The organism is Algoriphagus chordae (assembly GCF_003254055.1).
In the GTDB taxonomy this organism is placed as follows: Bacteria; Bacteroidota; Bacteroidia; order Cytophagales; family Cyclobacteriaceae; genus Algoriphagus; species Algoriphagus chordae.
This window is the reverse complement of record NZ_QKZT01000004.1, coordinates 138,742-160,085: the sequence shown is the minus strand read 5'-3', so window position 1 is coordinate 160,085 and position 21,344 is coordinate 138,742. Positions and strand designations below refer to the sequence as shown.

Below are 21,344 nucleotides of genomic sequence, written 5' to 3'. Positions count from 1 at the left end.
ACTTTTACGTCTGCCCAAATATAGCCCCTAATTGTACAGAAACACAAATAGTTGGGTTTTAAGAAAGTCATATAATCCTATTTGAATCGATTCAGCATTTAGCATTGGTTTCAATCCTCTATTTAACTTATCTTTCATTTATATTGATTTATAACTCTTTATTTATGCTCACAAATCGAATTAAAACAGTTTTTGTCTCCTTTGTTATACTTTTTTCCATTACGCCATTATTTCTAGTCGCTCAAACTTTTACACTCAGAGGTAAGGTCCTTGATGCCGATACTAAAATTTTTGTGGATGGTGCTAGTGTTACCTTGAAGGGAACAGCACACGGTATGCCTAGCACTGGTGGAGGCAACTTCAAATTCGAAAAGGTAGCAAAAGACAAATACACTTTAAACATAAACGCTGAAGGCTACACTACTTACGAGCAGGTGGTAAATCTGCGCAATGACCTGGATTTAGGAGAAATATTCCTTTTAAAACATGGGGCTGCAGGCACTGGAGCTGCGATTCAACATTCGATCAGAGCAAATAATATCATGAGGTTACTCAATGAGAGGCCGAATTTTATGGGAGGAAATATGATCTATGGACTCCCACCTCAAGCCGCCGAAGTAGAAGGGGATAATTATCTGGACATCAAATGGAATACTGCTTCTCTCCTGCTGTACAAAGATCAAAAAATGTTGGAAGGCTACAGAATTAGATATGATATCAGCTCAAATTCTTTTGAGATGTTGGCCCCAGAGTCCAATCAAATCAGTAGGCTGGCAGGGCTTCGGGTTCAGAATGTAGTTTGGGTAGATTCTGTTTACAAGGTGCCCAGGTATTTTGTAAATGGTATGGATTTCCTTGATGAAGGTTCTCCAATTTCGGGATTTTTCGAAGTAATAGTTGATGGTGAACTTCCTTTAATGCGAAGAACTATGGCTGTTTTCAAGGAATCCAATTATAACGAAGCCTTGATGATCGGCAATCAGAATCATCAAATAATAAAAAGAAACATCTATTACTATTTAGATGAAAAAAATGTGATTGAGGTACCTACCAAAAGGAAACAGTTATATCTGATTTTTGGTGAAAAAGCTGAGCAAATGAAAGAATATATAAATGCAAATGCACTTTCTATTCGCGAACCTTCTGCCTTGTTTCAGATTTTCACCTATTACAATGCAATGTTTCCCGATTTCAAGCCCATTACAACTCGACTAGTGGAAGAAAACTAATAATCAGCTTTTTTACTGTTATGAAAAAACTATACCTACTCTTATTTTCCCTTATCAGCTTACAAGTTCAGAGCCAAGGCCTCCCAGGTTTGGGAGCAGGAACAACTCCAAATAACAAGCCTATTTTGCATGGCAAAAACTGGGTAGCCATCACTGGAAAACCACTTGGTGCAACAGCCGGTGCAGCCATTTTCCAGCAAGGTGGTAATGCAGTCGATGCTGCTTGTGCTATGATCGCTGCTACTGCCACGATGTGGGACGTGCTTTCCTGGGGTGGAGAAACTCAGGCCCTGATTTATAACCCCCATACCAAAAAGGTAATTGCAATCAACGCTTTGGGCTATGCTCCCACTGGCGCCACAGTAGATTTCTACAAGTCTCAGGACATGGATTACCCTCCGCAGTTCGGCCCATTGGCAGCCACCACTCCAGGCACTCCTGGTGGAATCATGACTATGCTGGCAGAATATGGAAGCATGAGTCTGGAGCAAATCCTGAAACCATCTATGGATCTCGCACAAGGCTATCCTATTGAAGCACAAACTGCGAATGCCATCGAAGCCCAGAAGGCTAGGATCAAAGAATGGCCTTATTCCAAAAAGATATTTCTTCCACACTTGGGAGAGGAAAGAGAAGCTCCTGAAGTAGGAGAAATTTTCGTACAAAATGACCTTTATCAGATGTTGTCCAAACTAGTGGAAGCTGAAAGAAGGGCGCTGGCATCCGGCAAATCGCGAAAGGAAGCCATTTATGAAGCTTATGATAGATTTTACAAAGGAGATATAGCCAAGGAAATCGTGAGAGGTACGCGTGAGCAAGGAGGACTATTCACAGAAGCTGATTTGGCAAACTGGAAGGTAAAAATAGAGGAGCCACTACATGTGAATTACAAAGGCATAGATGTCTATAAACTTCAGGAATGGACGCAAGGGCCAGTATTGCTGCAGTCATTGAATATCCTAGAGAATTTTGACCTGAAATCCATGGGCTACAATTCCGTAAACTACATCCATACCGTCTATCAAGCGATGAGTTTGGCCTTTGCAGATCGAGATTTCTACTATGGAGATCCTGCCTATGTGGACTCTCCTATGGAAGGGCTCCTTTCCAAAGAATATGCAAAAGATCGCGCTAAATTGATATGGGAAATGAATGATCCCAAACTTGGCCCAGGTGATCCTTATCCATTCCAAGGAGGAACGAATCCATATTCCGATCTATTGAAAAAAAACCAAGTTGCTCTTACATCTCTTCCTTCCGATCATATCAATAGTAGCTTAGATGAAGCCTTTATCGCTGACTTCCAAAGTGGTACTACCTCGGTAGAAACTGCTGATGCAGAAGGCTGGGTGGTGTCTGTAACGCCAAGTGGCGGATGGATCCCAGCTGTAGTGGCTGGGAATACCGGTGTTGGACTATCTCAGCGCATGCAGAGCTTTGTCTTGGATGAAAATATAAGTCCTTACAACCTTCCTGAGCCAGGTAAAAGACCAAGAGTAACCTTAACCCCGAGTTTGGCCATGAAGGATGGAAAGCCCTTTCTTGCCTTCGCTGTCCAGGGTGGTGATTCTCAGGATCAAAATCTATTACAGCATTTCTTAAATATCGTAGAATTCGGAATGGATGTGCAGGAAGCCGCAGAAGCTCCCAATTTCAATTCTTACCAAATGCAAAGTTCTTTTGGTGCTCATGAGAGTCGCCCAGGAGCCATGGTGCTAAGAGAGGATACACCAGATTGGATTAGAAAGGACTTAGTCAAAAGAGGTTATTCGCTTGAGTTCTGGAACAAAACATCCGGACCTATCAATTCCATCTGGTTTGACTGGAAGCACGGAAGCTTCTGGGGCGGAAGCAGTGATTATGGTGATGATTATGGAATTGCATGGTAGATATAGAATGAAAAATGTAAAATTAGGTTGGCTGAATTAGCTACTCTTTTTTTGTTACTACATTTTTATTTGAAGTAAAAACACAAATCATTCCACCATTGGGAAAGACCGATGTCCCTGTTTATCTTCAAGAATGAATAAAACAAGTTTAAGCATAGCACTTCTACTGTTGGTTATCTTAAGTGCTTTTAGCTTACGTGAACCTACTGTATTGATCATTGGCGATTCCATTTCGATTGGATATACTCCCTTTGTCAAAGAGCATTTCGCGGGCAAAGCTAGCATTGTCCACAACCCCGGAAATGCACAGCATACGGGCACTGGCCTAGAAAAAATTGCCGAGTGGCTGGGTGAAGAAGACTGGGACATAGTTCAGTTCAACTGGGGACTTTGGGATCTTGCCTATAGGCATCCAGATGCAAAGGCCTATGGGAATCGGGACAAAGTGAATGGTAAAGTTACTTATACTGTGGATGAATATGCTGCAAATCTCGACTCTTTAGTTACTTATATTAAGTCAAAAACAGATGCTAAATTGATCTTCGTCACAACTACTTATGTGCCTAGTGAAGAGGTAGGCAGGTTTACTTCTGATGTAAAAAAGTACAATACTGCCGCCAAAAAGATCATGAAAAAGCATGGGGTCATAGTGAATGACATCTACAAAAAATCCATCAAAATACACAAGGAATATGGTGTAGGATCAAATGATGTCCACTATAGACCTGAGGGATACCAGATGCTAAGTGAGTCAATCTCTAGTTTTTTGGAGAAAGAACTTGGGATGAAATAGAGGCAAAATATTGGAATAAAAACAACTAAGTGGAAAAAGCATTGAGTACTCTATGTTATTCTCAATGAGCACATTGACCTACATAAAAAATAGTAATATCAGCATGAATCCAAGCATAAAACCCCTTCCTGAGACCAATCTAATTGGTAAAAAAGTGAGAATGAATTTTATTAATAATCAGACTCAGCAGCTTTGGCAGTCTTTTATGCCTAGGAAAAGAGAAATCTCAAATAGCATTGGAAATGACTTGTATTCAGTGGAAGTGTACGATTCTCTATCTTATTTTGATGAGTTTAATCCCGCTACTGAGTTCGACAAATGGGCAGCGGTCGCAGTGGCTGATCTGAAAACAATTCCAGAAAGCATGGAAGAGCTTATTATTCCAACAGGTTTGTACGCTGTATTTCCATTCAAGGGTTCAGATAGTGATGCCCCAAAAATGTATCAGTATATTCTTGGCTCATGGATTCCCAATTCAATTTACCAGCTTGACCACAGACCACACTTTGCTCTAATGGGAGAAAAGTATAAGAACAATAACCCGGATTCCGAAGAAGAATTTTGGATTCCGATTAAGCCCAAAACCAATGACTAGAAGCGAATACAGTTTCGGGATATTTCTCATGGTATTGACCGTCATTACAGGTTTTTTGCATGCAGTTGCTTATTTGGTGATTGGTGGACAGGTGTTTTACCTGGATGTTTATCCTTATTATTTCTTTCTTTCGAACCTCATCTACTTTGCTGGAACGGCAATTCTGATTAAGTATTTTTATAGAGAAAATTACAAAGCTGCCTTTTATACCTTACTGCTTACTGCACTTTTGACCTTGGTTCAGATGATTGTTTTATATAACATGATATCGAATCGACATCTTAGCAGCCTGTATTTCGCGGTAGTAATTTTCTTGCTCTGCTCCTCAATGGTCTTTGGCGCCACTCTTATTTTCTCTAATGCCTCGTTACGAAAATGGTTTAAACCTGCCGGTATCCTGATCCTAATCACTAGTGCTCTTTTATTGGCGATTAGCTTATTTGCCTTAACTATTAAAGAAAGTGCTACGCTTTGGATGCTAGAGCAAGCATCCCGATGGATATCTCTTAGTACAACTCTGACTCCCATATTTTTTGTTCTGATTTTCAAAGAGGAGTTAAAAGCCACAGATAATATTGTTTTCAAAAAAGAAGACAAGCAATATGCTATTTTCAAATTTCTATTGCTCGTTGCCTTTCTGGCAAGCGGCTATATCTTTCTAAGAGACAGTTATATGTCACATTATTGGTATGAAAAAAATCAGGAGAAGACAGCTCAGATGATAGAAATGTCTGATCAAAAGACTTTTATAGGAAGCCAAGGTGATAGTCTGAGCTACCTACTAATCAACCCAGTTCAATTTGACTCTTCGAAGCAATATCCTCTAGTAATTTCCCTTCCCTATGCTGGCTATGAAGCTAGTGCTGCCCAGGTGCTTTCTGAAAATGTAAATCGCCTGAAATACCCTGCATATATCATGGTACCCTATTGCCCGGAAGGCGAAGGTTGGGGCGGTGTTCCAAATACCCCCGTGATAGATCAGTTGGTGTTTGAAGCAATTGAGTCTTTGGATGCTACAGAGAACATTGATATAAATCGCCGATACATTACAGGAGTCTCTCGTGGCGGATATGGTACTTGGCATTTTATCACGGAAAGGCCTGATCTTTTTGCCGCTGCCATTCCAGTATGTGGAGAAGGAAATCCTAGCTTAGCTCCAGAGATTACAGATGTGGCAGTCTGGGCTTTTCATGGCGAAAAAGATAAAAATGTACCAGTATCAGGCTCCAGAGATATGATCGAAGCTATGGAAGAAGCTGGGAAATCACCAAAATACACTGAGTACCAGAATGAAGGGCATAACATCTGGTATCAAGTGAGTACGGAGCCTGAGCTATGGACTTGGCTATTTTCGCAGAGAAAGGGAATGTAGGTGAAAAGTAAAATGTAAAAAGTAGTAAGTCGTAAGTAGTAGTTTTTTGTTGACTATATAGATCCATGTCTGCCTGAGCGAAGTCGAAGGCAAGATCACATTGTCCTCGACTGCGCTACCAATGACAGATTGATTTGAGGACATCAAAAGCTGGTCAGTTCGAGTGCCCGAGAGACGGGAGTCTAGAGGTTCGAGAACCTTTCGAATTCGAGACTCTCGTCTCTCAAGTGCTCAAGGTGACCATGGTTATGGTTCCAAAACAAATTACTGTCATTTCAATTTTTGTGTGTTCAAAGAATATTTAATATGATTATCCGCAATGATGCCAGTCACCTTAGATTCTTTGTTTATCAGGCTGGAAGACCGATGACCGAAGACCGAAGTGGCCTCAATTTTTAAGTTTAACATATCTTACATTGCTTTTTCCACCTTACTGGTAGAAAAGCGGATATACATAATATTTAATACTCGGACTGACATATTCTTAAAGCACGAGCTAAAAATTATCGGAAAATCTTCTTCAGAATTCATCTAATTCGATTCCTTAAACCCTAATGCAATCATTTTACCTATCTGGTCAAGAGGAACTGTCACATAAATCCGGTTTCCAGTCGTACAAAAACAGGCTTCGCAACCTTGTTCAACACCATCTCCCGTAATCGATAATACTTTTGCTCCCTTTACTCCTTCGTCACTTAAGTAATCCTCAACAGCTTTTTGTGTCTCCTTAATTGAATTGTTAGAATTAGTATTCCATGGATCAGAACAACCCGTTTGATCCCAATAGAATTCTAACTGGTTTAGCGGTGTGTTCTCATCCTGACAACTTTGAAGAGAAAGTATAAGTAGGATTGTAAAGGCTAAGTAATATTTCAATTTCATAATGTTCTTTATGAAAAAAGGACGCAAAAAAAAGGCTGGACGCTACAGTCCAGCTTACTATTTCTATCCGAAAAGCTTCTCTAAGATCTTATAGGTAATCAAGTAAGTTGGCCTCACTCCTTCCATCCCCAAAGCTCCTGAAGCCAGGGTACTTCCTGTTTCAAGTGGATTGTCCGATGCGTAATATGCATAAAGCACTTTCACATTAGAGCGAATTGATTTACGGATTTTAGAAGCTGATTGAATTGCTTTCTGATAATGTGCTCCTTCCATTTCCAGTCCTACTGCCTGCCATGAGGAATCCATAAAGTAAGTAAGAATGTCCTTGTTCTGAAGAGAAGTACCGAGCACTGAGATCATCGTCCCAGTATAAACACCTAAGCCATAGCCTTCAAAGTCGGCTTTTTTCAATTCATTCTTGAATGGATAATTATCTGCAGTTCCTTCAAAAACGTGGGCATCAGGGATCATTAGGTCACCCTTTCCTCCGTAAAGAATTCCTGCTTTCCCCATGATCGAAGTAGAAACTACATCCAGCGGTATAGCCTTGCCATCCTTCTCATAAGGCTTAAGCAACTCGTCAAAGCACTCGTAGGCTTGCTCTCCAAAAGCATAATCCATCACCACAAAAACTGGTTTTTTAGATTTTTCTTTAGGCAAGCTTACACCAGGAATCAATTCATCTTTTTCCAAAAGTGCTGTATCAATAATCTGAGCTCCAATATTGGTCCCTGACTCATCTGGTAGATTGATAAAACCATGCTTGAGTGCATATTTTTCAATAGCTTTTCCCTTGTTATTCTTTGCGTTGACAGAGATTTCCATTACCACTTCTTCCAGCGCTTCGTAGCTCTTCAGGTCAAGCAACTGTGCACCGTAAATCGTATTGACAACGGAATGGAGATTGGCTGAAATTATATGTATAGGACGCTTCAGCAGGTCATGCTGATCTAATGCGATCTTGATCCTTCTTGCCCACATTTCTCCGTAAACATGATGTCCTATTCGCTCTCTAAGTGTGGTGGAAAAAGAGATTTCACGATCCAAATGCTTAGTAGCTTCATCCTGTGCCAATTTCCCCATGTGATATACGATGGAAAAAAGGCTGTTGGAATTACTACTTTTTTCAAACTTATCGACAGCCTGAATAGTCTCCTCATAGGTTCTTCCTATCAGATGACTGAGGTAAGCACTAGCTGCTTCTTTCTCAAAATCCTCTCCGGCTGCTTCCTTCTGCACAAATTCCTCCAGCATCAGCCAGTTGGTAGAAATCTTACCTTTCGGATCAGTACTGTTGTTGTAGATTTTGTTGGACTCAATGTATAAAAATGTGAGGTGAGTCAGAATATCATATATATCTGAGCGCCCACGAGTCATCTCCACATACATGATATGCTCATCCAGTCGGTAGCAGTTACGCTTACGTTTGGACGGAATGATCGCATTTAACTTGGATGTTTCATAGCCTTCACGACTAATCAGACGCACAAATCGGCATTCTTCTATTCCTCTAGGAAGACGCTCCATCACATAGAGTAAGCCGTCCAACTCGATCTTTTCAAAGTCTGTAACCAAACCATAAATCTCAGGACTCAAGACCCGCAATGCATCCACAAGACTTTCACCCGAAATCCCCATTGGCTTGTAACTACCTCTGGTAAAAAGGTGCCTCATCGTAATATACAATCGCTCAATCGCGGCTCTGGACTCGTGTGCTCTGGTTCGTTTCATGTGTTTATATTTGTTTTTTGTTGGCCTCGTGGAATCTCGCTTGCAGGATAAATACCCCGTAGTATATCACATGCTACATGCTCGATTTCATAAGTTAAGGCTGGTTTTCATAGTCAAAATTAGCAAATACTATTTTAAACGCTCTGCAAAGAATTTCTTTAGCTTATCCACTTTGGGTTTGATCACAAACTGGCAATATGGTTGTCCTTGGTTTTGATTATAGAAATCTTGATGATTTGATTCCGCAGGGTAAAAGTTAGTAAAAGCTGAAATCTCAGTGACAATAGCTGAATCAAAAACCTTGGAATCATTCAATTCAGTCTTCAGTTTGTTTGCCAATTTCTCCTGCTCAGCGGTATGGTAAAATATAGCCGATCGATATTGAGGGCCTGCATCTGCCCCCTGTCTATTCAGAGTAGTTGGATCATGAGTTGCCCAAAACACTTCCAATAGTGATGACAAATCAATGATAGAAGGATTATAATAAACCTGTATTACTTCGGCATGACCGGTTGTTCCGGTACAAATCTCCCGGTAGCTAGGCTGAGTTACAAAACCTCCTGAATATCCAGAAACCACCTTTTCTACACCATTAAGGCGCTGAAAAACCGCTTCGATACACCAAAAACAACCAGCACCTAAAGTAATTAAATTTAACCCTTCGGGAATCTGTACTTCAGTGGTGGGTAGTTTCAATTCCTTATCCATAGCTCAATTTTTATTTAGCCATTCAAACTAAAATCAATCTACTAAAGTTTGTTTGGGGATGATATTTTCAATGAATTATTCCTATGCAAATCTCCGGTATCAGATGGCCATTCTTCAGAGACTTTGACTAAACCTTCCTCCTGCAATTCCAAAGCGGTAGTATTCACCTCTTCGACAAATTGCTCCCAATCCTCAGGAAACATCTGCTGCACAACGTCAGTTGAGAAAAAATAAGCCCCTTTTTTTCGCCTTAGCATATCCAAAATGGCTGTTCGAAGAACTTCCATAGCAAGACCTTATCTACAAACCATTACAAAGGCTGGCGGAAGGTTTTTAAGTGTAAAACTGGTATTCACTCTCTCAAAGTGCTTTTTGAATAAATTTTTCAACAAATATGAGTAACAACCCTGTATAAAGGAGCCACTTTGAGTAAGTGCGGATTTACTTTGAGAAAGGATCTGATCCCTCACTTCGGGTGCAATAAAACTGAAAGGTAGACTAGACAGAACATAATCAGCCTTTCTACCTTGTAAATACTCTCCGATATTTTCAGCGGAATCGTTTATAATTCTGACATTTTCCTGCGGAAATAACTTTTCCATAGAACTGCAAAAAGATTTACTGATTTCGAAAACCAAAAGCTCGGTGTTTGGATCTAATTTTTCTACTATTCCTTTCGTAATACTTCCATCACCACCTCCTAATTCTATAATTAATTTTGCACCTTTGAAATCAACATGTGTAAGCATCTTCTTTACCAATGTTTTTGAACTGAATGCCACAGCTCCAGTTGTGCTCAGGTTGGAGTATAACTCCAACAACAAATCTGATTTGCTCATATAATATTTAATTCTTCCCTTGAAGATACCTGATTTTGCCCTATCTTTTCGGGCTTCACCCAAAATTTAAAGTGTAAATATGGCCCAAAAGGCTGAAATTCGATCTAATCTACCAGCAAAAATCCAAACTACTCTTAATAACTTTTGGGGTATGTCGCTGATATTCTCAATCTTAATGATTTTATTGAGAGTAATTGAGTTGCTTTTAATTTTCAAATCCCATAGCATTCGCGTCACTTTCGGTGAAGTTGTAGGCTTTAGTGTTTTTGAAGATTTCAACTGGATTCTTTATTTCCTGGGCTTACTATTCATTCTTCATGTAATAAATAGTTTACTATCCATTAGTTTTGCGAAGCGCTTCACCCAAGTTTGGTTAGTGATAGCACTTTTGGTACAAACAGCCTTGGTGTTATATTTTCTCAAGACCCTTCTGCCACTTGGGAAAGATCTGTTTGCTTACAACATAGATGACATTATCCTCACTGTCCGATCTTCAGGGCAGCTTAATTTCATGACTATAGGAGGTGGAATAATTTTAAGTGCGATTTTATTTTTCGCTTTTAACCTCGCAAATAAACACCTGAATTTCAAGACAAAAACCTCCATTGCATTTACCATTGCTTTGTACTGGTTTTTAATCTTTTTGTATTTCGTTCCACTTGGTGAATCTGATATTCTGAATGAAGTAAAAGCGAATATTCAGTTGAATAAATCAAAGTACCTCTCTGAGGAAGCATTCGATTACTTTATGTATAAGAATGAATATTACTTTGATTTCTATCTGAGATCGCTCGATGATGCCTTATTTATCAAAAAAGAGTATACAGATCCGAGCTATCCATTTCTTCACAAAGCGGATTATCCCGACGTGTTGAGCCCATATTTTGACAGCCTCACCTCAGCACCAGACATTGTTTTCGTGCTTATCGAAAGTTTAGGCAAGGCATATTCTGGGAAGGATGCTTACCTAGGAAGCTTCACTCCTTTTCTCGATTCGCTAGAATCTCATAGTTTGGTTTGGACGAATGCTATTTCATCTACTGGTAGAACATTCGGTATCCTTCCTGGGCTTTTCGCAGGACTTCCCTATGGCGAAAGAGGATTTCAAGAATTGTTTGAGGATTTTCCTCACCACCAAAGCTTAATTAGTGTTTTGAACGGTAATGGCTATGAGTCAAGCTTTTTCATTGGTAGTGATGTGAGTTTTGACCACCAAAAAGAATTTTTACAATATGCAGGAGTATCACAATTGATTGATATCCATCGATTTGATCCGAAATATAAAAAAATGCCACCTGCCAATGGATTTACATGGGGATATGGTGACAAGGAGATATTCAGCAATGGCTTATCTTTTTTTCCAAAAAATGACGGCAACCCTCAGTTGGGTATATTCCAAACTATCACCTCCCATGATCCATATTTGGTTCCTGAGAGAGAATACTATTCAGAAAAGTTTGAAAACCATCTAGATAGCTATTTGAATTTAAGTGAAGCTAAAAAGCCTGAATACAGGGAATATCAAGATATATACATGACAATCCTTTATGCTGATGATGCAGTTAAGGATTTCATTACATCTTATAGCAAAAACCCAAAATTTGCCAATACAATCTTTGTATTTACAGGTGATCATCGTCTTCCCGACATTCCTATGTCTTCAAGGATTGATCGTTTTCATGTTCCTTTGATCATCTATTCTCCTTTGATCAAGAGGCCTACTTACTTTAAGGGAATGATAAGTCATTTTGAAGTGACTCCATCCATTTTGTCCTTCTTGCAATCTCAAATAGGAATTCAAGTTCCTGAGGAGGAAGTCTGGATGGGCCAGGTATTGGATACTTCAAGGATTTTCCAATCCAAAATAGCAATGCCGCTCATGAGGAATAAAAACCAGCTGATGGAATACGTCAATGGCGAGTATATTCTCTCCGATGACCAATTGTTTGTTATTTCTGATGGCTTAAATATTGATCCAATAGAAGATCAAGTTTTGAAAAATAAATTAACCGGAGAATTCGAGGATTTTAAAAACAAGAATAATTACACCATTCAAACTCGTAAGCTATTGCCCGTCAATTAGAGCTTAGTCTGCATGCTTTTCATCGTATGTTTTTTCTAAAATCTGCGAAAGAAGTGGGTAGAAATAATTCCAATAAAAACTCTCTCTATCAGCGTAATCGGTCACTACATGAAATCCTCTCCAAAGGAACGGTAAACCCTGAAACTTAGGAGAGCCAGTAGAATTTGGCATATCAGAAAAGTCTCCAGCAAAATAATAGTATTGACCTTTACCCACATCCTTGACTACAGCGGCTGGAAAATATCGAGGCAAGCCCATATCTCTTAGCTTTTCCTTTCCTTGGTCAGAAGGGTCAATGTCATAATAGGATATCACTTGATAATCACGCTCAATAAGTACGATATCAAACCAATCAGGGTAAGGTACAATTTCAGGCAATTTAAACCCATGCTGATTGACCCTTTGCGTTCGTATTTTGGGTGTTTCGCCATTGTAGTCCAAGCCATTAGAAAAAGCCTCTACTGTTCCATTTTCATGCACGAATACAATCCCAGGACCTGCAGACACCCAAGTGCTGTCATGCTGCTCTACATATTGACTGATAAACCAATTAGGAATATCTGAATTGATAGTAGTATCCATTTCATCAAAATACCTGGCAATCCAACCTGTCCATTTGAGCCCCATGAGATTCTCAAATTCTGTCCTAATACCTAGTGGCGTGGGGGAAGCCATGGTGTTGAATTCTGCGATAATCGTTTTGTTCTGTGAAGCTACCTCCCGCAATAAGTTGATATCACCTCGATTCAATCCACCGTAAATTTTCTTCGAGATCTCTTCAGAAGCCACACTTTGAAAATCGTCTTCAAACACCCCATAGGTGTCAGCAAAATAAAGCACATCTAGCTTATCAGCATGTTCTACTATCTCATTTTCTGATAGTTGGCTGAGATCTCTTGAAGTACCATAAGAAGGGGTTTTATCAGGGAAAAAACCAAAATAATCACTACCCGCGTCGTAGAAATCACCTTCCTTATTTTGAAACTTCAGATACTCCAAGGCCCAAAAAATAGAACGGTGTTCTTGGTAAGAATCCGATGGCACAGTCTTATCAATAATCAGGACCTCCATCTCTTTGGTGGGATAGATAAACCAAATCAAAAAGCTGATCAAGGGAATAAAAATTAAGACAAAAATGAACGGGAATACCCGTCCAAAGAATACTTTAAACTCTTCAGTAACTATATTTTTCATCAAAATCGATATTCAACTCCCAAAGAAAAATTAAGGTCGTTTCTGAACCTTTCTGGCCCTAATTCATCACGACTATACCCTGTATATCCATAGATCATAAATCGATCTGTAATCAATTGCTGATACCCTAACCTAACTCTATAGGAATTAAGAAGCTGGGTAGGATCACGAGTTTCCTCATCAGGAGACACACCTGAACTCACCTGTGCGGAGAAGAAATCTTCTCCAGTCTTGAAATAATATCTTGCCTGTAGATTTGCTGAGGTCCCTAGGCTATTTCCTGTTCCTGGAATCAAGTTTCCTCGAAGATTAAACCACCAATTACCAACATATTTACCTAGTGAAGCAGTATATATAGTGGTGGATTCCGAAAATTGAAGATATCTAAACCCTCCTTCTATTTCCCAGGCTTTGGGCAAATTGTAATAGATAGAAGCCCCAAATCTAAACTGTGGAAAAAAGCTTGCAGCAGAGCCACCAATATTCACATATGCATAAGCTTTTTTACCCAAGGAAGGATATGCGTCTAATTCGAATAATGTGCCGTTATCATCATACCGAGAAGATTGAGTCACTCTTCCGATAAGCGTTCCTGTTAATTTGGTACGAGTTCTACCATAAAAGGAAAAAGTATTCCATGGTGATATATCATTAAAGAATGAATCGTAATCGTAGGTAATTCCCACGGCATTATTTCGCCTCAAGCGCTGAAGGGTCTGCATATAGCTCAGCAAACCTTCGTTGTTGTATTTTGCTTCAAATAGTTCTTCCACTATCTCATAAGCATCATCGTACTCTTCTCTATAGTATAATAATCTGGATTCTTTATACCTCAAACTAGGGGGAAGTGGCTGTCCCAAATTGTCTTTAGCCTTTTGAAGAACAACATCAGCTTGATCGTATTGCTCAGCCCAAGACAAATTATCCAAATAGGCGGAATAGGCATCTTCATAATCCGGAGAAGCAATAATAGCCCGCTCCAGATATATCGAGGCTGAATCATTCTTGCCTTCCCAAGCGTAACTCCTCCCAACCAAAATTAGGATATCAGCATAATCAGGGTACTTCGATAGTGCCCGAAAAGCAATTTTTCTCCCCTCAATGTACTTTCCATCTAATATCAATGTTCTGGCATCTATCAACAAAACATCAGGATCAAAGGAATCTTGTGCCTTTAGCCCCAGTGAAAAAATCATTGAACAAAACAGAAGTATATATGCTTTTTTCATAGTCATGAATTCAGGCTGTTAGGCTCAATATTCTTTTTGTCTTCCGATTTTTTGAAGCCTGTTCTGATCATATTACCCCATCCTCCTTTGCCTACGATAAAGTCCCAATGTCCCTTCAAGCCCCAAAAAACTACCTTCGGGTGAATCATCAATGGCTCAAGAATAATAGTGAAAATCAGTTTATTAAGGTCCTTTTTATCTTTATAATTATTGTATGCAATTTGCTCATACAAAATACTAAATGAGGATACAAGAATAGACAACAAGTACAGAACGACAAATAGGGCTACAAAATAAAAAGCCGAGAAATCATTAATGATGATGAGTACTAAGGTGTACAATAAACCTAACAACTCTAATACAGGAGCCATTTTTTCAAATATGTTCCAATAGGGATAAGACACTAGGCCCATTACACCATAGTTAGGATTTAAACGGGTGACACGATGAAGTTGCAGTGTTTCGATAGTCCCACGAATCCAGCGATTTCTCTGACGCGCTAACACCTCTTCTTGCTCCGGAACTTCAGTCCAGCATAGAGGATCAGGCACAAAACCTACCTTATACGGTATTTTTCGCTCTTCCATGTAGCGTCGCATTCGCACGACCAATTCCATATCTTCACCTACTGTTTTCGGGAAATACCCTCCTACCTCCACCACTAACTCTCGATTGAAAAAACCAAAAGCACCAGAAATTAACATGAGTCCATTTAGTCTCGTCCAAGCCATACGCCCCATCAAAAATGCTCTACAATATTCCACTACTTGGAATCTTCCTAATAAGGTAGTAGGGACACGATATTTGGTTACGGTGCCATCCTGTACATCACAGTTATTCGCAATGCCTATCACACCTCCTACTGCGATAACTTTACGGTTGGTCTCCTCCATAAATGGTCTAACCATACGCGTAATAGACTCATGAGAAAGAATGCAATCCACATCGATACAAGCCAGCAGCTCTTTTGATGCGACATTGATCCCCGTATTCAGTGCATCAGCCTTGCCTCCATTCTCCTTATCGATTACTACAAGTCTATTGAAAGAACGATTATTGGATTTATAAATGCCACGAACTGGTTGGGCGGATATTTCTTCATTATAGGCAAAATCGGTGATTTTCAAATCAAAGGCCTTAATAAGCTTACTTAGCGTATCATCTTTAGAACCATCATTGATTACAATTACTTCAAACTTACCATAGTGAAGTGAGAGGAGACTTTTGACATTTTGTACAATAGACTCTCCCTCATTAAATGCAGGTGCCAATATAGATACACCTGGCGCAATCGGAGAAGTAATGATATCTTGATAATCTGCAAACCTATTTTTCCTCCTATGATCGCGCATTTCTAAGGCACTTAAGATCATAATCAATAAATAGATCACGATCACTGAGAAGCTAAGGAAAAGAAATATTATCCCGAATACTTCCAAAATAAGATAAAACAAGAAACTATACATCTTGGAGCAGAGGATCAGATAAATGTTGACTAATTCTTTGTAAATCTGGACTTAAATTTTCTTCAATGAATTGGTTATAAAGTTGCACATTTAGACTTTGCAAACTTTTCATCAATGTCATTTTCAATTTAAAACCTGGAGCATCATTCAATATCTTAATAATCAACTGAGCAGTGCTTTGATCACCAATCACTCCCGCGGCTCTTGCCGCAATAGACGCTAGCTTAATATTCTCAGATGTAAGACTTCCGTTGATCAATTCAGATAAGGCTGGAACTCCCAAATATTCAAAGGTTTTGATAATCTCAATCTTGTCCTCTATCTCTGTAAAAGGAAACTTACTTTCCAAATCAGCTAAAAGATCAACCCTACCTATCACTCGCACCAGTTTATAGCCAAATAATCGGATACTCTGATTTTCAGAATCAAACAAATTCCCTAAATGTAAATTACGAGTCGAATGTAAATGCTTGATGATCCGTAAATAATTCATCTGCTGCCAGCGAGAAAGAGGAAAAGACTGATCACGAAGAAAAGTAAGGTCTATATTTTCAGAAAGATTAAGTAAGGTAGCTACCGCCTGAGACCGAATATGGAAATTAGGTGAATTAACGTGCTTTTTCACCCAGACTAGTGCTTCTGTGTAATCCATTTCATTAACCTCAACCATACCTGTCACGATTCTATCCCATTTAGTACTTTTCAGCTTTTCTATGGATAGCTTATCGAGGTCCAATCTTTTGTAAAGAGCTTTAAGTTTGAGTTTAAAATCACCCTTCATTTTCTTATTAAGGGCCAAAATCCTACCTACCAGCACCTGCATATAAATAGGTTTTTTTAGCTGGTTCTCAGGAAAACTTAAATACAGTTCCTCATTACTCAAGGATTCGAGTTCTTCTAGACTTTTTTCAAACAAAATCTCGGACAGTGGACCTACAATTTGCTCATCATAACTTGCTACTAACTTTTCTTTGCGATTTCTGCGTGCTTTATAGAGCACCATAAAGAAAATCATAGCGAATGCGAAAACGAAAAATAAAGTAATAGTCGATATGACTGCAAAAATCTTATAGTCTCCGATGTATGAGTAAGGACCTGAAAGCAGAGGAGAATATCGTTCCTTATTTGCAAGAGAAATCAAATCCTTCCTGTTGACAGAATCTGGCGTATTCACAACTATATCTCCATTGCGCAGGAGATTAGAAACGTATTCTTGAGAAGCTTCAAAACTACTAGACTCATTATACACAAGAAATTCCAGAGTCGATTCAACAGAACCCCTATTCAAAACACTATCCTGTATCGCCAACGCCTGAGAATAGTCAACAATACCGCCTACTTCTGGAGCCAAAGCAGTAGAAATAATCTTACCAGAGGAATCAATTAGCCTGTAATTCAGCCCAGGGATTTCTCCTTGAGCTTTCAAAAAATCGACAAATGAAATGGAATCAGCAAATACTTGCTCATTCTGAGCCAAAACCACTTCAGTTTTGATCAACAGACAAAGCAAGAATACAAGTGTAGCTGTACGTTTCACTATCATATTATTAAGCTCTAAGGACTCGCTTCACTCGTATTGCCAGTTCATTCGGATTAAAGGGCTTTGGAATAAAATCAGCTACTCCCAAGTTAAACGCTTCCAAAACTATTTTTTCTTCCTCACCTAAGGAACTTAAGACAATAATAGGAACGTCAGGCTTAGTTTTTCTAGCATGATGGATAATTTCGATTCCGTTTTTGAAGGGGATCATTACATCTGTAATAATCAAATCAAGGGTTTCAGTATCAATGGCAATGATGCCTGCATTCCCATCTTTTACTAAAATAGTTTCGTAACCATCCTTTTCCAGACGGAATTGTACAAGGCTTGAAATAAGTAAATCATCTTCGATGATTAGGATTTTTTTCATTCTTAAGTGGGGGTGATACTAGGCTCAAAGATAATATCTAATGCTTAAAACCATACTTTATTTACCAGTCAAATAAATTTGGATTATCGCGGATGATTCTCGTAGAATTGAAATAGCATTTCAAATCCACCTTACTGCCATTGGTCAAATAATAAGCTGCATAAAATAATTCCAAATGGATTCTGAAAACGCTTTTACTAGCTTGCTTATCAAAATACAACCATCTAAGAGGTGGAGATAGACGCTATTATTGGCTTTCAATATTGCTAATGATAGATTCAATCTTCGCTCTTTACTTTAAAACCATTTCAACCATATGAAAAAAGAACTACTGTATGCAGGTGTTTTTTGCTTATTAGTTGCAGGATGGCTTTTACCCTCAATGGCTCAAGCACAGAGCGATCCGACCGGGCAAAGGCGAATTACTGATACCTATGCAATAACAAATGCAACCGTCTTCACTGCTCCTGGCAAGGCTGGGATCAAGGCAACAGTCCTCGTCAAAAACGGACTGATTCAAGCCGTAGGAAGCAACCTAAGCCTACCCAAAGAGGCTCGAATGATTGCTGGTGACTCACTATTCATCTATCCTGGCTTTATAGCTGGAGCATCTGAGGTAGGAATCACCAAACCAAAAGATTTAGAAAGACCAAAAGACTTTGTGTCTTCAAACCCGCCAGATGAAATCGCAGGTATAACTCCTTGGAGATCGGCTCTAGATCAATTTTCTATTGCAGACAGCAATGTAGATGACTTAAGAAAAGTTGGATTTACCATTGCACAGCTCATGCCTGATGGAGGAATGATAGCTGGAAAGACATCTATAGTCCTTCTAGGTTCAGAAAGTTCTACCAACTTATTGAAAAACAACGCAGCTTTAGCTGCCAGTTTCAGAGGTTCTAGAGGAATGTATCCTGGTACTGCAGTAGGTGTCATGGCAAAGTTTCGTGAAATATATGATAACACGGAGCTTACTTCTCAGCGCTCTCAAAAATACAGCACGGTAGCTGGCTTGAAACGTCCAGAGATCACGCCTACTTATTCGGCTATGCAGGATGTAACTACAGGCCAGATCCCTGTATTATTTACTGCTTCTTCAGAATTAGAAATCAGAAGAGCAATTAGTCTGCAGCAAGAAAAAGGATTCAAACTTGTTTTGACAGGTTTGGAAGATTATGAAACTGTTTTGGATGTAATCAAGGCATCTGGAGCTGGAGTGCTAGTGAAACTGGAAATTCCAGATGACAAAGCAATCAAAGCTCAGAAGGATGATGCTGAAGGTGAGGTCAAAACCCTTAATGCTCGTGTTCAAGAAGCCTATGATAAGGCACTGGCTCAAGCTAGCAAATTAGAAGAAGCGGGAATTCCTTTCGCATTTTCTATCGTAGATGTGAAATCAGGAGATGTCATGAAGGCAGTTCAAACCATGATTGCTAATGGCCTTTCTGAAGAGGCAGCTCTTGCAGCCTTGACTACTAATCCTGCTACAATCTTAGGTTTAAGTAATGTGGCTGGGACTATCGAGAAAGGGAAAATTGCCAATTTGATTATGAGCACAGATTCCCTTTTCGCAGAAGATTCTCAAATCAAGCATATGGTTGTAGATGGATTTGTCTACGACTATGAAACTAAAGCCAAAAAGAAGGGCGCTAAAAATGGCAAAGAAAATGGAGATGTGAAAATCGAAGGAAACTGGGATTACACTTCTGAAAGTCCTGCCGGATCAGGCGGAGGTATACTTTCTATCCAGAAAAATGGCTCAGATTATACAGGAACTATCACCTATGATGACCCTTCTGGTTCTGGCAAAGCAACTTCTCCTATCAGCAATGTGGCTTTAGAAGGCAGCACATTATCATTTTCATTTAATGTTTCTGCCAATGGAATGGAGATTCAAGTAGATGTGGCTGGAGATGTATCTGAAGGTAGCTATGAAGCAACCATGACCGTGGGCGATTTTGGATCTTTTCCATTCAAAGGCACACTCAATCCAACTCTAATTGCTAACAAGTAAAGACATGAAAAAAGTAAATTATTTTCTTGCCGCACTGTTGGGTCTGAGTATTCAGTTTGCCTCAGCCCAAGTGAAAAAAGGCAGTGTATTGATAAAGAACGCAACTGTTCTTACGATTACAGAAGGAACATTAGATAATTCGGATGTTCTTGTACAAGATGGCATCATCAAAAAAGTTGGTAAAAATCTAAATGCACCATCTGGAGTGCAGACGATCGATGCTACTGGCAAGTATTTGATGCCAGGAATCATCGATGCTCACTCTCACCTTGGACTAGATGTAGTCAATGAGTCTACCGCTCCTATCGTAGCTGAAGTGCGTATGAAAGACGTGGTAAATCCTTATGCCGTGGGTATCTATAGAGCCTTGGCAGGTGGTGTAACCATCTCACATGCTATGCATGGATCTGCAAATGTGATTGGTGGTCAAAATGCCACTCTGAAACATAGATGGGGTTCAACTGATCCCGCAGATATCATCATGCAGGAAGCTCCACGAACCATCAAATTTGCCTTGGGAGAAAACCCAACGAGAGTTCATGGTAGAGGTAATGGTATCCAACCTCGTACTAGAATGGGAGTTGAAGCAATTCTTCGAAATGGTTTCAATGAGGCTATTCAATACAAGGAAGCTTGGACTTCTTACAATGCAGAAGCTTCTAAGAAAGGAAGTAATGCCCTACCTCCAGTGCATAACGAAAGACTTCAAGTGCTTTCGGATATCATAGACGGAAAGATCATCATCCACTGTCACTCCTATCGTGCAGATGAGATTTATATGCTTATCAATGTGGCTAGAGACTTTGGTATCACCAAATTGGTTTTCCAACATACAAACGAAGGTTTCAAAGTGGCTCCAGAAATCGCGGAATACACGATGGGAGCTTCGGTCTTTGCAGATTGGTGGGCTTATAAGTTTGAAGTTTACTACTCCACAGCATACAACGCTGCAATCCTAACTGAAAACGGTGCAATCACCTCTATCAATTCAGATGATGCTGAACTGATTCGTCACCTATATCATGAAGCTGCTAAGACCCAGCGATATGGTGGAATGACCGATGAGCAAGCGCTTTCTATGATTACCATCAATCCAGCCAAGCAATTGGGCATTTCGGATAAAGTAGGTTCTATAGAAGAAGGCAAGCAAGCTGACTTGGTGATTTTCGAAGGACATCCGCTTTCATCTTATGCTGTACCTCAAATGACCTTTGTAGATGGTGTAAAATACTTTGATATCAAAGAAGACGCAGATGATCAGCGATTGAAAGTAAGTGCAACCGATATGGTAGAACCAGTCATGATCTATGAAGGTCACAACAGCAGATGCATGCAGGACACTGAGCATTTGTTTGAGACTACCAATTCACTTTTCCATACTAATTACTAATCACCCGTAATCAAAGAAGA

At 39.6% G+C, this 21,344-nt stretch carries 18 protein-coding genes; 8 read left to right on the top strand and 10 right to left on the bottom strand.

Features of this window, described 5'->3' with window-relative positions; genetic code table 11:
* Positions 1 to 164 precede the first annotated feature (164 nt).
* The 5 genes from LV85_RS06005 (at position 165) to LV85_RS05985 (ending at position 5,878) form a co-directional block, all read left to right on the top strand.
* Positions 165 to 1,229 (top strand): carboxypeptidase-like regulatory domain-containing protein, encoded by a 1,065-nt coding sequence (locus LV85_RS06005; protein ID WP_111317290.1) that lies wholly within the window; start codon positions 165 to 167, stop codon positions 1,227 to 1,229.
* Positions 1,230 to 1,249: 20 nt separating this feature from the next.
* Positions 1,250 to 3,118 (top strand): gamma-glutamyltransferase family protein, encoded by a 1,869-nt coding sequence (locus LV85_RS06000; protein WP_111317289.1) that lies wholly within the window; start codon positions 1,250 to 1,252, stop codon positions 3,116 to 3,118.
* A gap of 133 nt (positions 3,119 to 3,251) precedes the next feature.
* Positions 3,252 to 3,911 carry an SGNH/GDSL hydrolase family protein gene (locus LV85_RS05995; RefSeq protein ID WP_111317288.1) on the top strand — a complete coding sequence of 220 codons (660 nt, stop codon included), beginning with the start codon at positions 3,252 to 3,254 and terminating at the stop codon, positions 3,909 to 3,911.
* A gap of 103 nt (positions 3,912 to 4,014) precedes the next feature.
* Entirely contained in the window at positions 4,015 to 4,506 is a 492-nt protein-coding gene (locus LV85_RS05990; protein WP_111317399.1) for a GyrI-like domain-containing protein, read from the top strand.
* Positions 4,499 to 5,878 (top strand): carboxylesterase family protein, encoded by a 1,380-nt coding sequence (locus tag LV85_RS05985; RefSeq protein ID WP_111317287.1) that lies wholly within the window; start codon positions 4,499 to 4,501, stop codon positions 5,876 to 5,878. The genes LV85_RS05990 and LV85_RS05985 overlap by 8 nt, the downstream gene beginning before the upstream one ends.
* Positions 5,879 to 6,409: 531 nt before the next feature.
* Here the strand turns inward: LV85_RS05985 and LV85_RS05980 are convergent.
* The 5 genes from LV85_RS05980 to LV85_RS05960 form a co-directional block, all read right to left on the bottom strand.
* The gene (locus LV85_RS05980) at positions 6,410 to 6,760 is read right to left on the bottom strand and encodes a hypothetical protein (protein WP_111317286.1); all 351 of its coding nucleotides are present in this window, start codon (positions 6,758 to 6,760) and stop codon (positions 6,410 to 6,412) included.
* Between the two features lie 63 nt (positions 6,761 to 6,823).
* A complete protein-coding gene (locus LV85_RS05975) occupies positions 6,824 to 8,491 on the bottom strand; it encodes a DUF6909 family protein (RefSeq protein WP_111317285.1) in 1,668 nt (555 codons plus the stop codon).
* Positions 8,492 to 8,620: 129 nt separating this feature from the next.
* Entirely contained in the window at positions 8,621 to 9,199 is a 579-nt protein-coding gene (gene msrA, locus LV85_RS05970) for a peptide-methionine (S)-S-oxide reductase MsrA (RefSeq protein WP_111317284.1), read from the bottom strand.
* A 41-nt stretch (positions 9,200 to 9,240) separates the two neighbouring features.
* A complete protein-coding gene (locus LV85_RS05965; protein WP_111317283.1) occupies positions 9,241 to 9,486 on the bottom strand; it encodes a hypothetical protein in 246 nt (81 codons plus the stop codon).
* 9 nt (positions 9,487 to 9,495) lie between these two features.
* Positions 9,496 to 10,038 carry a class I SAM-dependent methyltransferase gene (locus LV85_RS05960; protein ID WP_111317398.1) on the bottom strand — a complete coding sequence of 181 codons (543 nt, stop codon included), beginning with the start codon at positions 10,036 to 10,038 and terminating at the stop codon, positions 9,496 to 9,498.
* 151 nt (positions 10,039 to 10,189) lie between these two features.
* On the opposite strand from LV85_RS05960, the gene LV85_RS05955 reads away from it, so the two are divergent.
* Positions 10,190 to 12,121 carry an LTA synthase family protein gene (locus LV85_RS05955; protein ID WP_158531147.1) on the top strand — a complete coding sequence of 644 codons (1,932 nt, stop codon included), beginning with the start codon at positions 10,190 to 10,192 and terminating at the stop codon, positions 12,119 to 12,121.
* Positions 12,122 to 12,124: 3 nt separating this feature from the next.
* Here LV85_RS05955 and LV85_RS05950 read toward each other — a convergent pair whose 3' ends face one another.
* From LV85_RS05950 to LV85_RS05930, 5 genes are read right to left on the bottom strand one after another with little or no spacing between them, the layout of a single operon-like run.
* Complete coding sequence (locus LV85_RS05950; RefSeq protein WP_111317281.1) at positions 12,125 to 13,315, bottom strand: hypothetical protein; 1,191 nt, start codon at positions 13,313 to 13,315, stop codon at positions 12,125 to 12,127.
* On the bottom strand, positions 13,315 to 14,544 hold the full coding sequence (locus LV85_RS05945) for a YaiO family outer membrane beta-barrel protein (protein WP_111317397.1): 1,230 nt from the start codon (positions 14,542 to 14,544) through the stop codon (positions 13,315 to 13,317). The genes LV85_RS05950 and LV85_RS05945 overlap by 1 nt, the downstream gene beginning before the upstream one ends.
* A 2-nt stretch (positions 14,545 to 14,546) precedes the next feature.
* Positions 14,547 to 15,998, bottom strand: a complete 1,452-nt coding sequence (locus LV85_RS05940) for a glycosyltransferase family 2 protein (RefSeq protein WP_245942170.1) — start codon at positions 15,996 to 15,998, stop codon at positions 14,547 to 14,549.
* 4 nt (positions 15,999 to 16,002) lie between these two features.
* Entirely contained in the window at positions 16,003 to 17,547 is a 1,545-nt protein-coding gene (locus tag LV85_RS05935) for a hypothetical protein (RefSeq protein WP_211318380.1), read from the bottom strand.
* A gap of 10 nt (positions 17,548 to 17,557) precedes the next feature.
* Entirely contained in the window at positions 17,558 to 17,920 is a 363-nt protein-coding gene (locus LV85_RS05930) for a response regulator transcription factor (protein WP_111317278.1), read from the bottom strand.
* Between the two features lie 316 nt (positions 17,921 to 18,236).
* Between LV85_RS05930 and LV85_RS05925 the strand changes: the two genes are divergently transcribed.
* A complete protein-coding gene (locus LV85_RS05925; RefSeq protein WP_170125601.1) occupies positions 18,237 to 19,934 on the top strand; it encodes an amidohydrolase family protein in 1,698 nt (565 codons plus the stop codon).
* A gap of 4 nt (positions 19,935 to 19,938) precedes the next feature.
* The gene (locus LV85_RS05920) at positions 19,939 to 21,324 is read left to right on the top strand and encodes an amidohydrolase family protein (RefSeq protein WP_111317395.1); all 1,386 of its coding nucleotides are present in this window, start codon (positions 19,939 to 19,941) and stop codon (positions 21,322 to 21,324) included.
* The last annotated feature ends 20 nt before the right edge of the window (positions 21,325 to 21,344 follow it).

Excerpts from the sequence above, each read along its gene's own strand:
- LV85_RS06005 (WP_111317290.1), top strand. The coding sequence starts at position 165 with ATGCTCACAAATCGAATTAAAACAGTTTTTGTCTCCTTTGTTATACTT.
- LV85_RS06000 (WP_111317289.1), top strand. The coding sequence starts at position 1,250 with ATGAAAAAACTATACCTACTCTTATTTTCCCTTATCAGCTTACAAGTT.
- LV85_RS05995 (WP_111317288.1), top strand. The coding sequence starts at position 3,252 with ATGAATAAAACAAGTTTAAGCATAGCACTTCTACTGTTGGTTATCTTA.
- LV85_RS05990 (WP_111317399.1), top strand. The coding sequence starts at position 4,015 with ATGAATCCAAGCATAAAACCCCTTCCTGAGACCAATCTAATTGGTAAA.
- LV85_RS05985 (WP_111317287.1), top strand. The coding sequence starts at position 4,499 with ATGACTAGAAGCGAATACAGTTTCGGGATATTTCTCATGGTATTGACC.
- LV85_RS05980 (WP_111317286.1), bottom strand. The coding sequence starts at position 6,760 with ATGAAATTGAAATATTACTTAGCCTTTACAATCCTACTTATACTTTCT.
- LV85_RS05975 (WP_111317285.1), bottom strand. The coding sequence starts at position 8,491 with ATGAAACGAACCAGAGCACACGAGTCCAGAGCCGCGATTGAGCGATTG.
- msrA (WP_111317284.1), bottom strand. The coding sequence starts at position 9,199 with ATGGATAAGGAATTGAAACTACCCACCACTGAAGTACAGATTCCCGAA.
- LV85_RS05965 (WP_111317283.1), bottom strand. The coding sequence starts at position 9,486 with ATGGAAGTTCTTCGAACAGCCATTTTGGATATGCTAAGGCGAAAAAAA.
- LV85_RS05960 (WP_111317398.1), bottom strand. The coding sequence starts at position 10,038 with ATGAGCAAATCAGATTTGTTGTTGGAGTTATACTCCAACCTGAGCACA.
- LV85_RS05955 (WP_158531147.1), top strand. The coding sequence starts at position 10,190 with ATGTCGCTGATATTCTCAATCTTAATGATTTTATTGAGAGTAATTGAG.
- LV85_RS05950 (WP_111317281.1), bottom strand. The coding sequence starts at position 13,315 with ATGAAAAATATAGTTACTGAAGAGTTTAAAGTATTCTTTGGACGGGTA.
- LV85_RS05945 (WP_111317397.1), bottom strand. The coding sequence starts at position 14,544 with ATGAAAAAAGCATATATACTTCTGTTTTGTTCAATGATTTTTTCACTG.
- LV85_RS05930 (WP_111317278.1), bottom strand. The coding sequence starts at position 17,920 with ATGAAAAAAATCCTAATCATCGAAGATGATTTACTTATTTCAAGCCTT.
- LV85_RS05925 (WP_170125601.1), top strand. The coding sequence starts at position 18,237 with ATGAAAAAAGAACTACTGTATGCAGGTGTTTTTTGCTTATTAGTTGCA.
- LV85_RS05920 (WP_111317395.1), top strand. The coding sequence starts at position 19,939 with ATGAAAAAAGTAAATTATTTTCTTGCCGCACTGTTGGGTCTGAGTATT.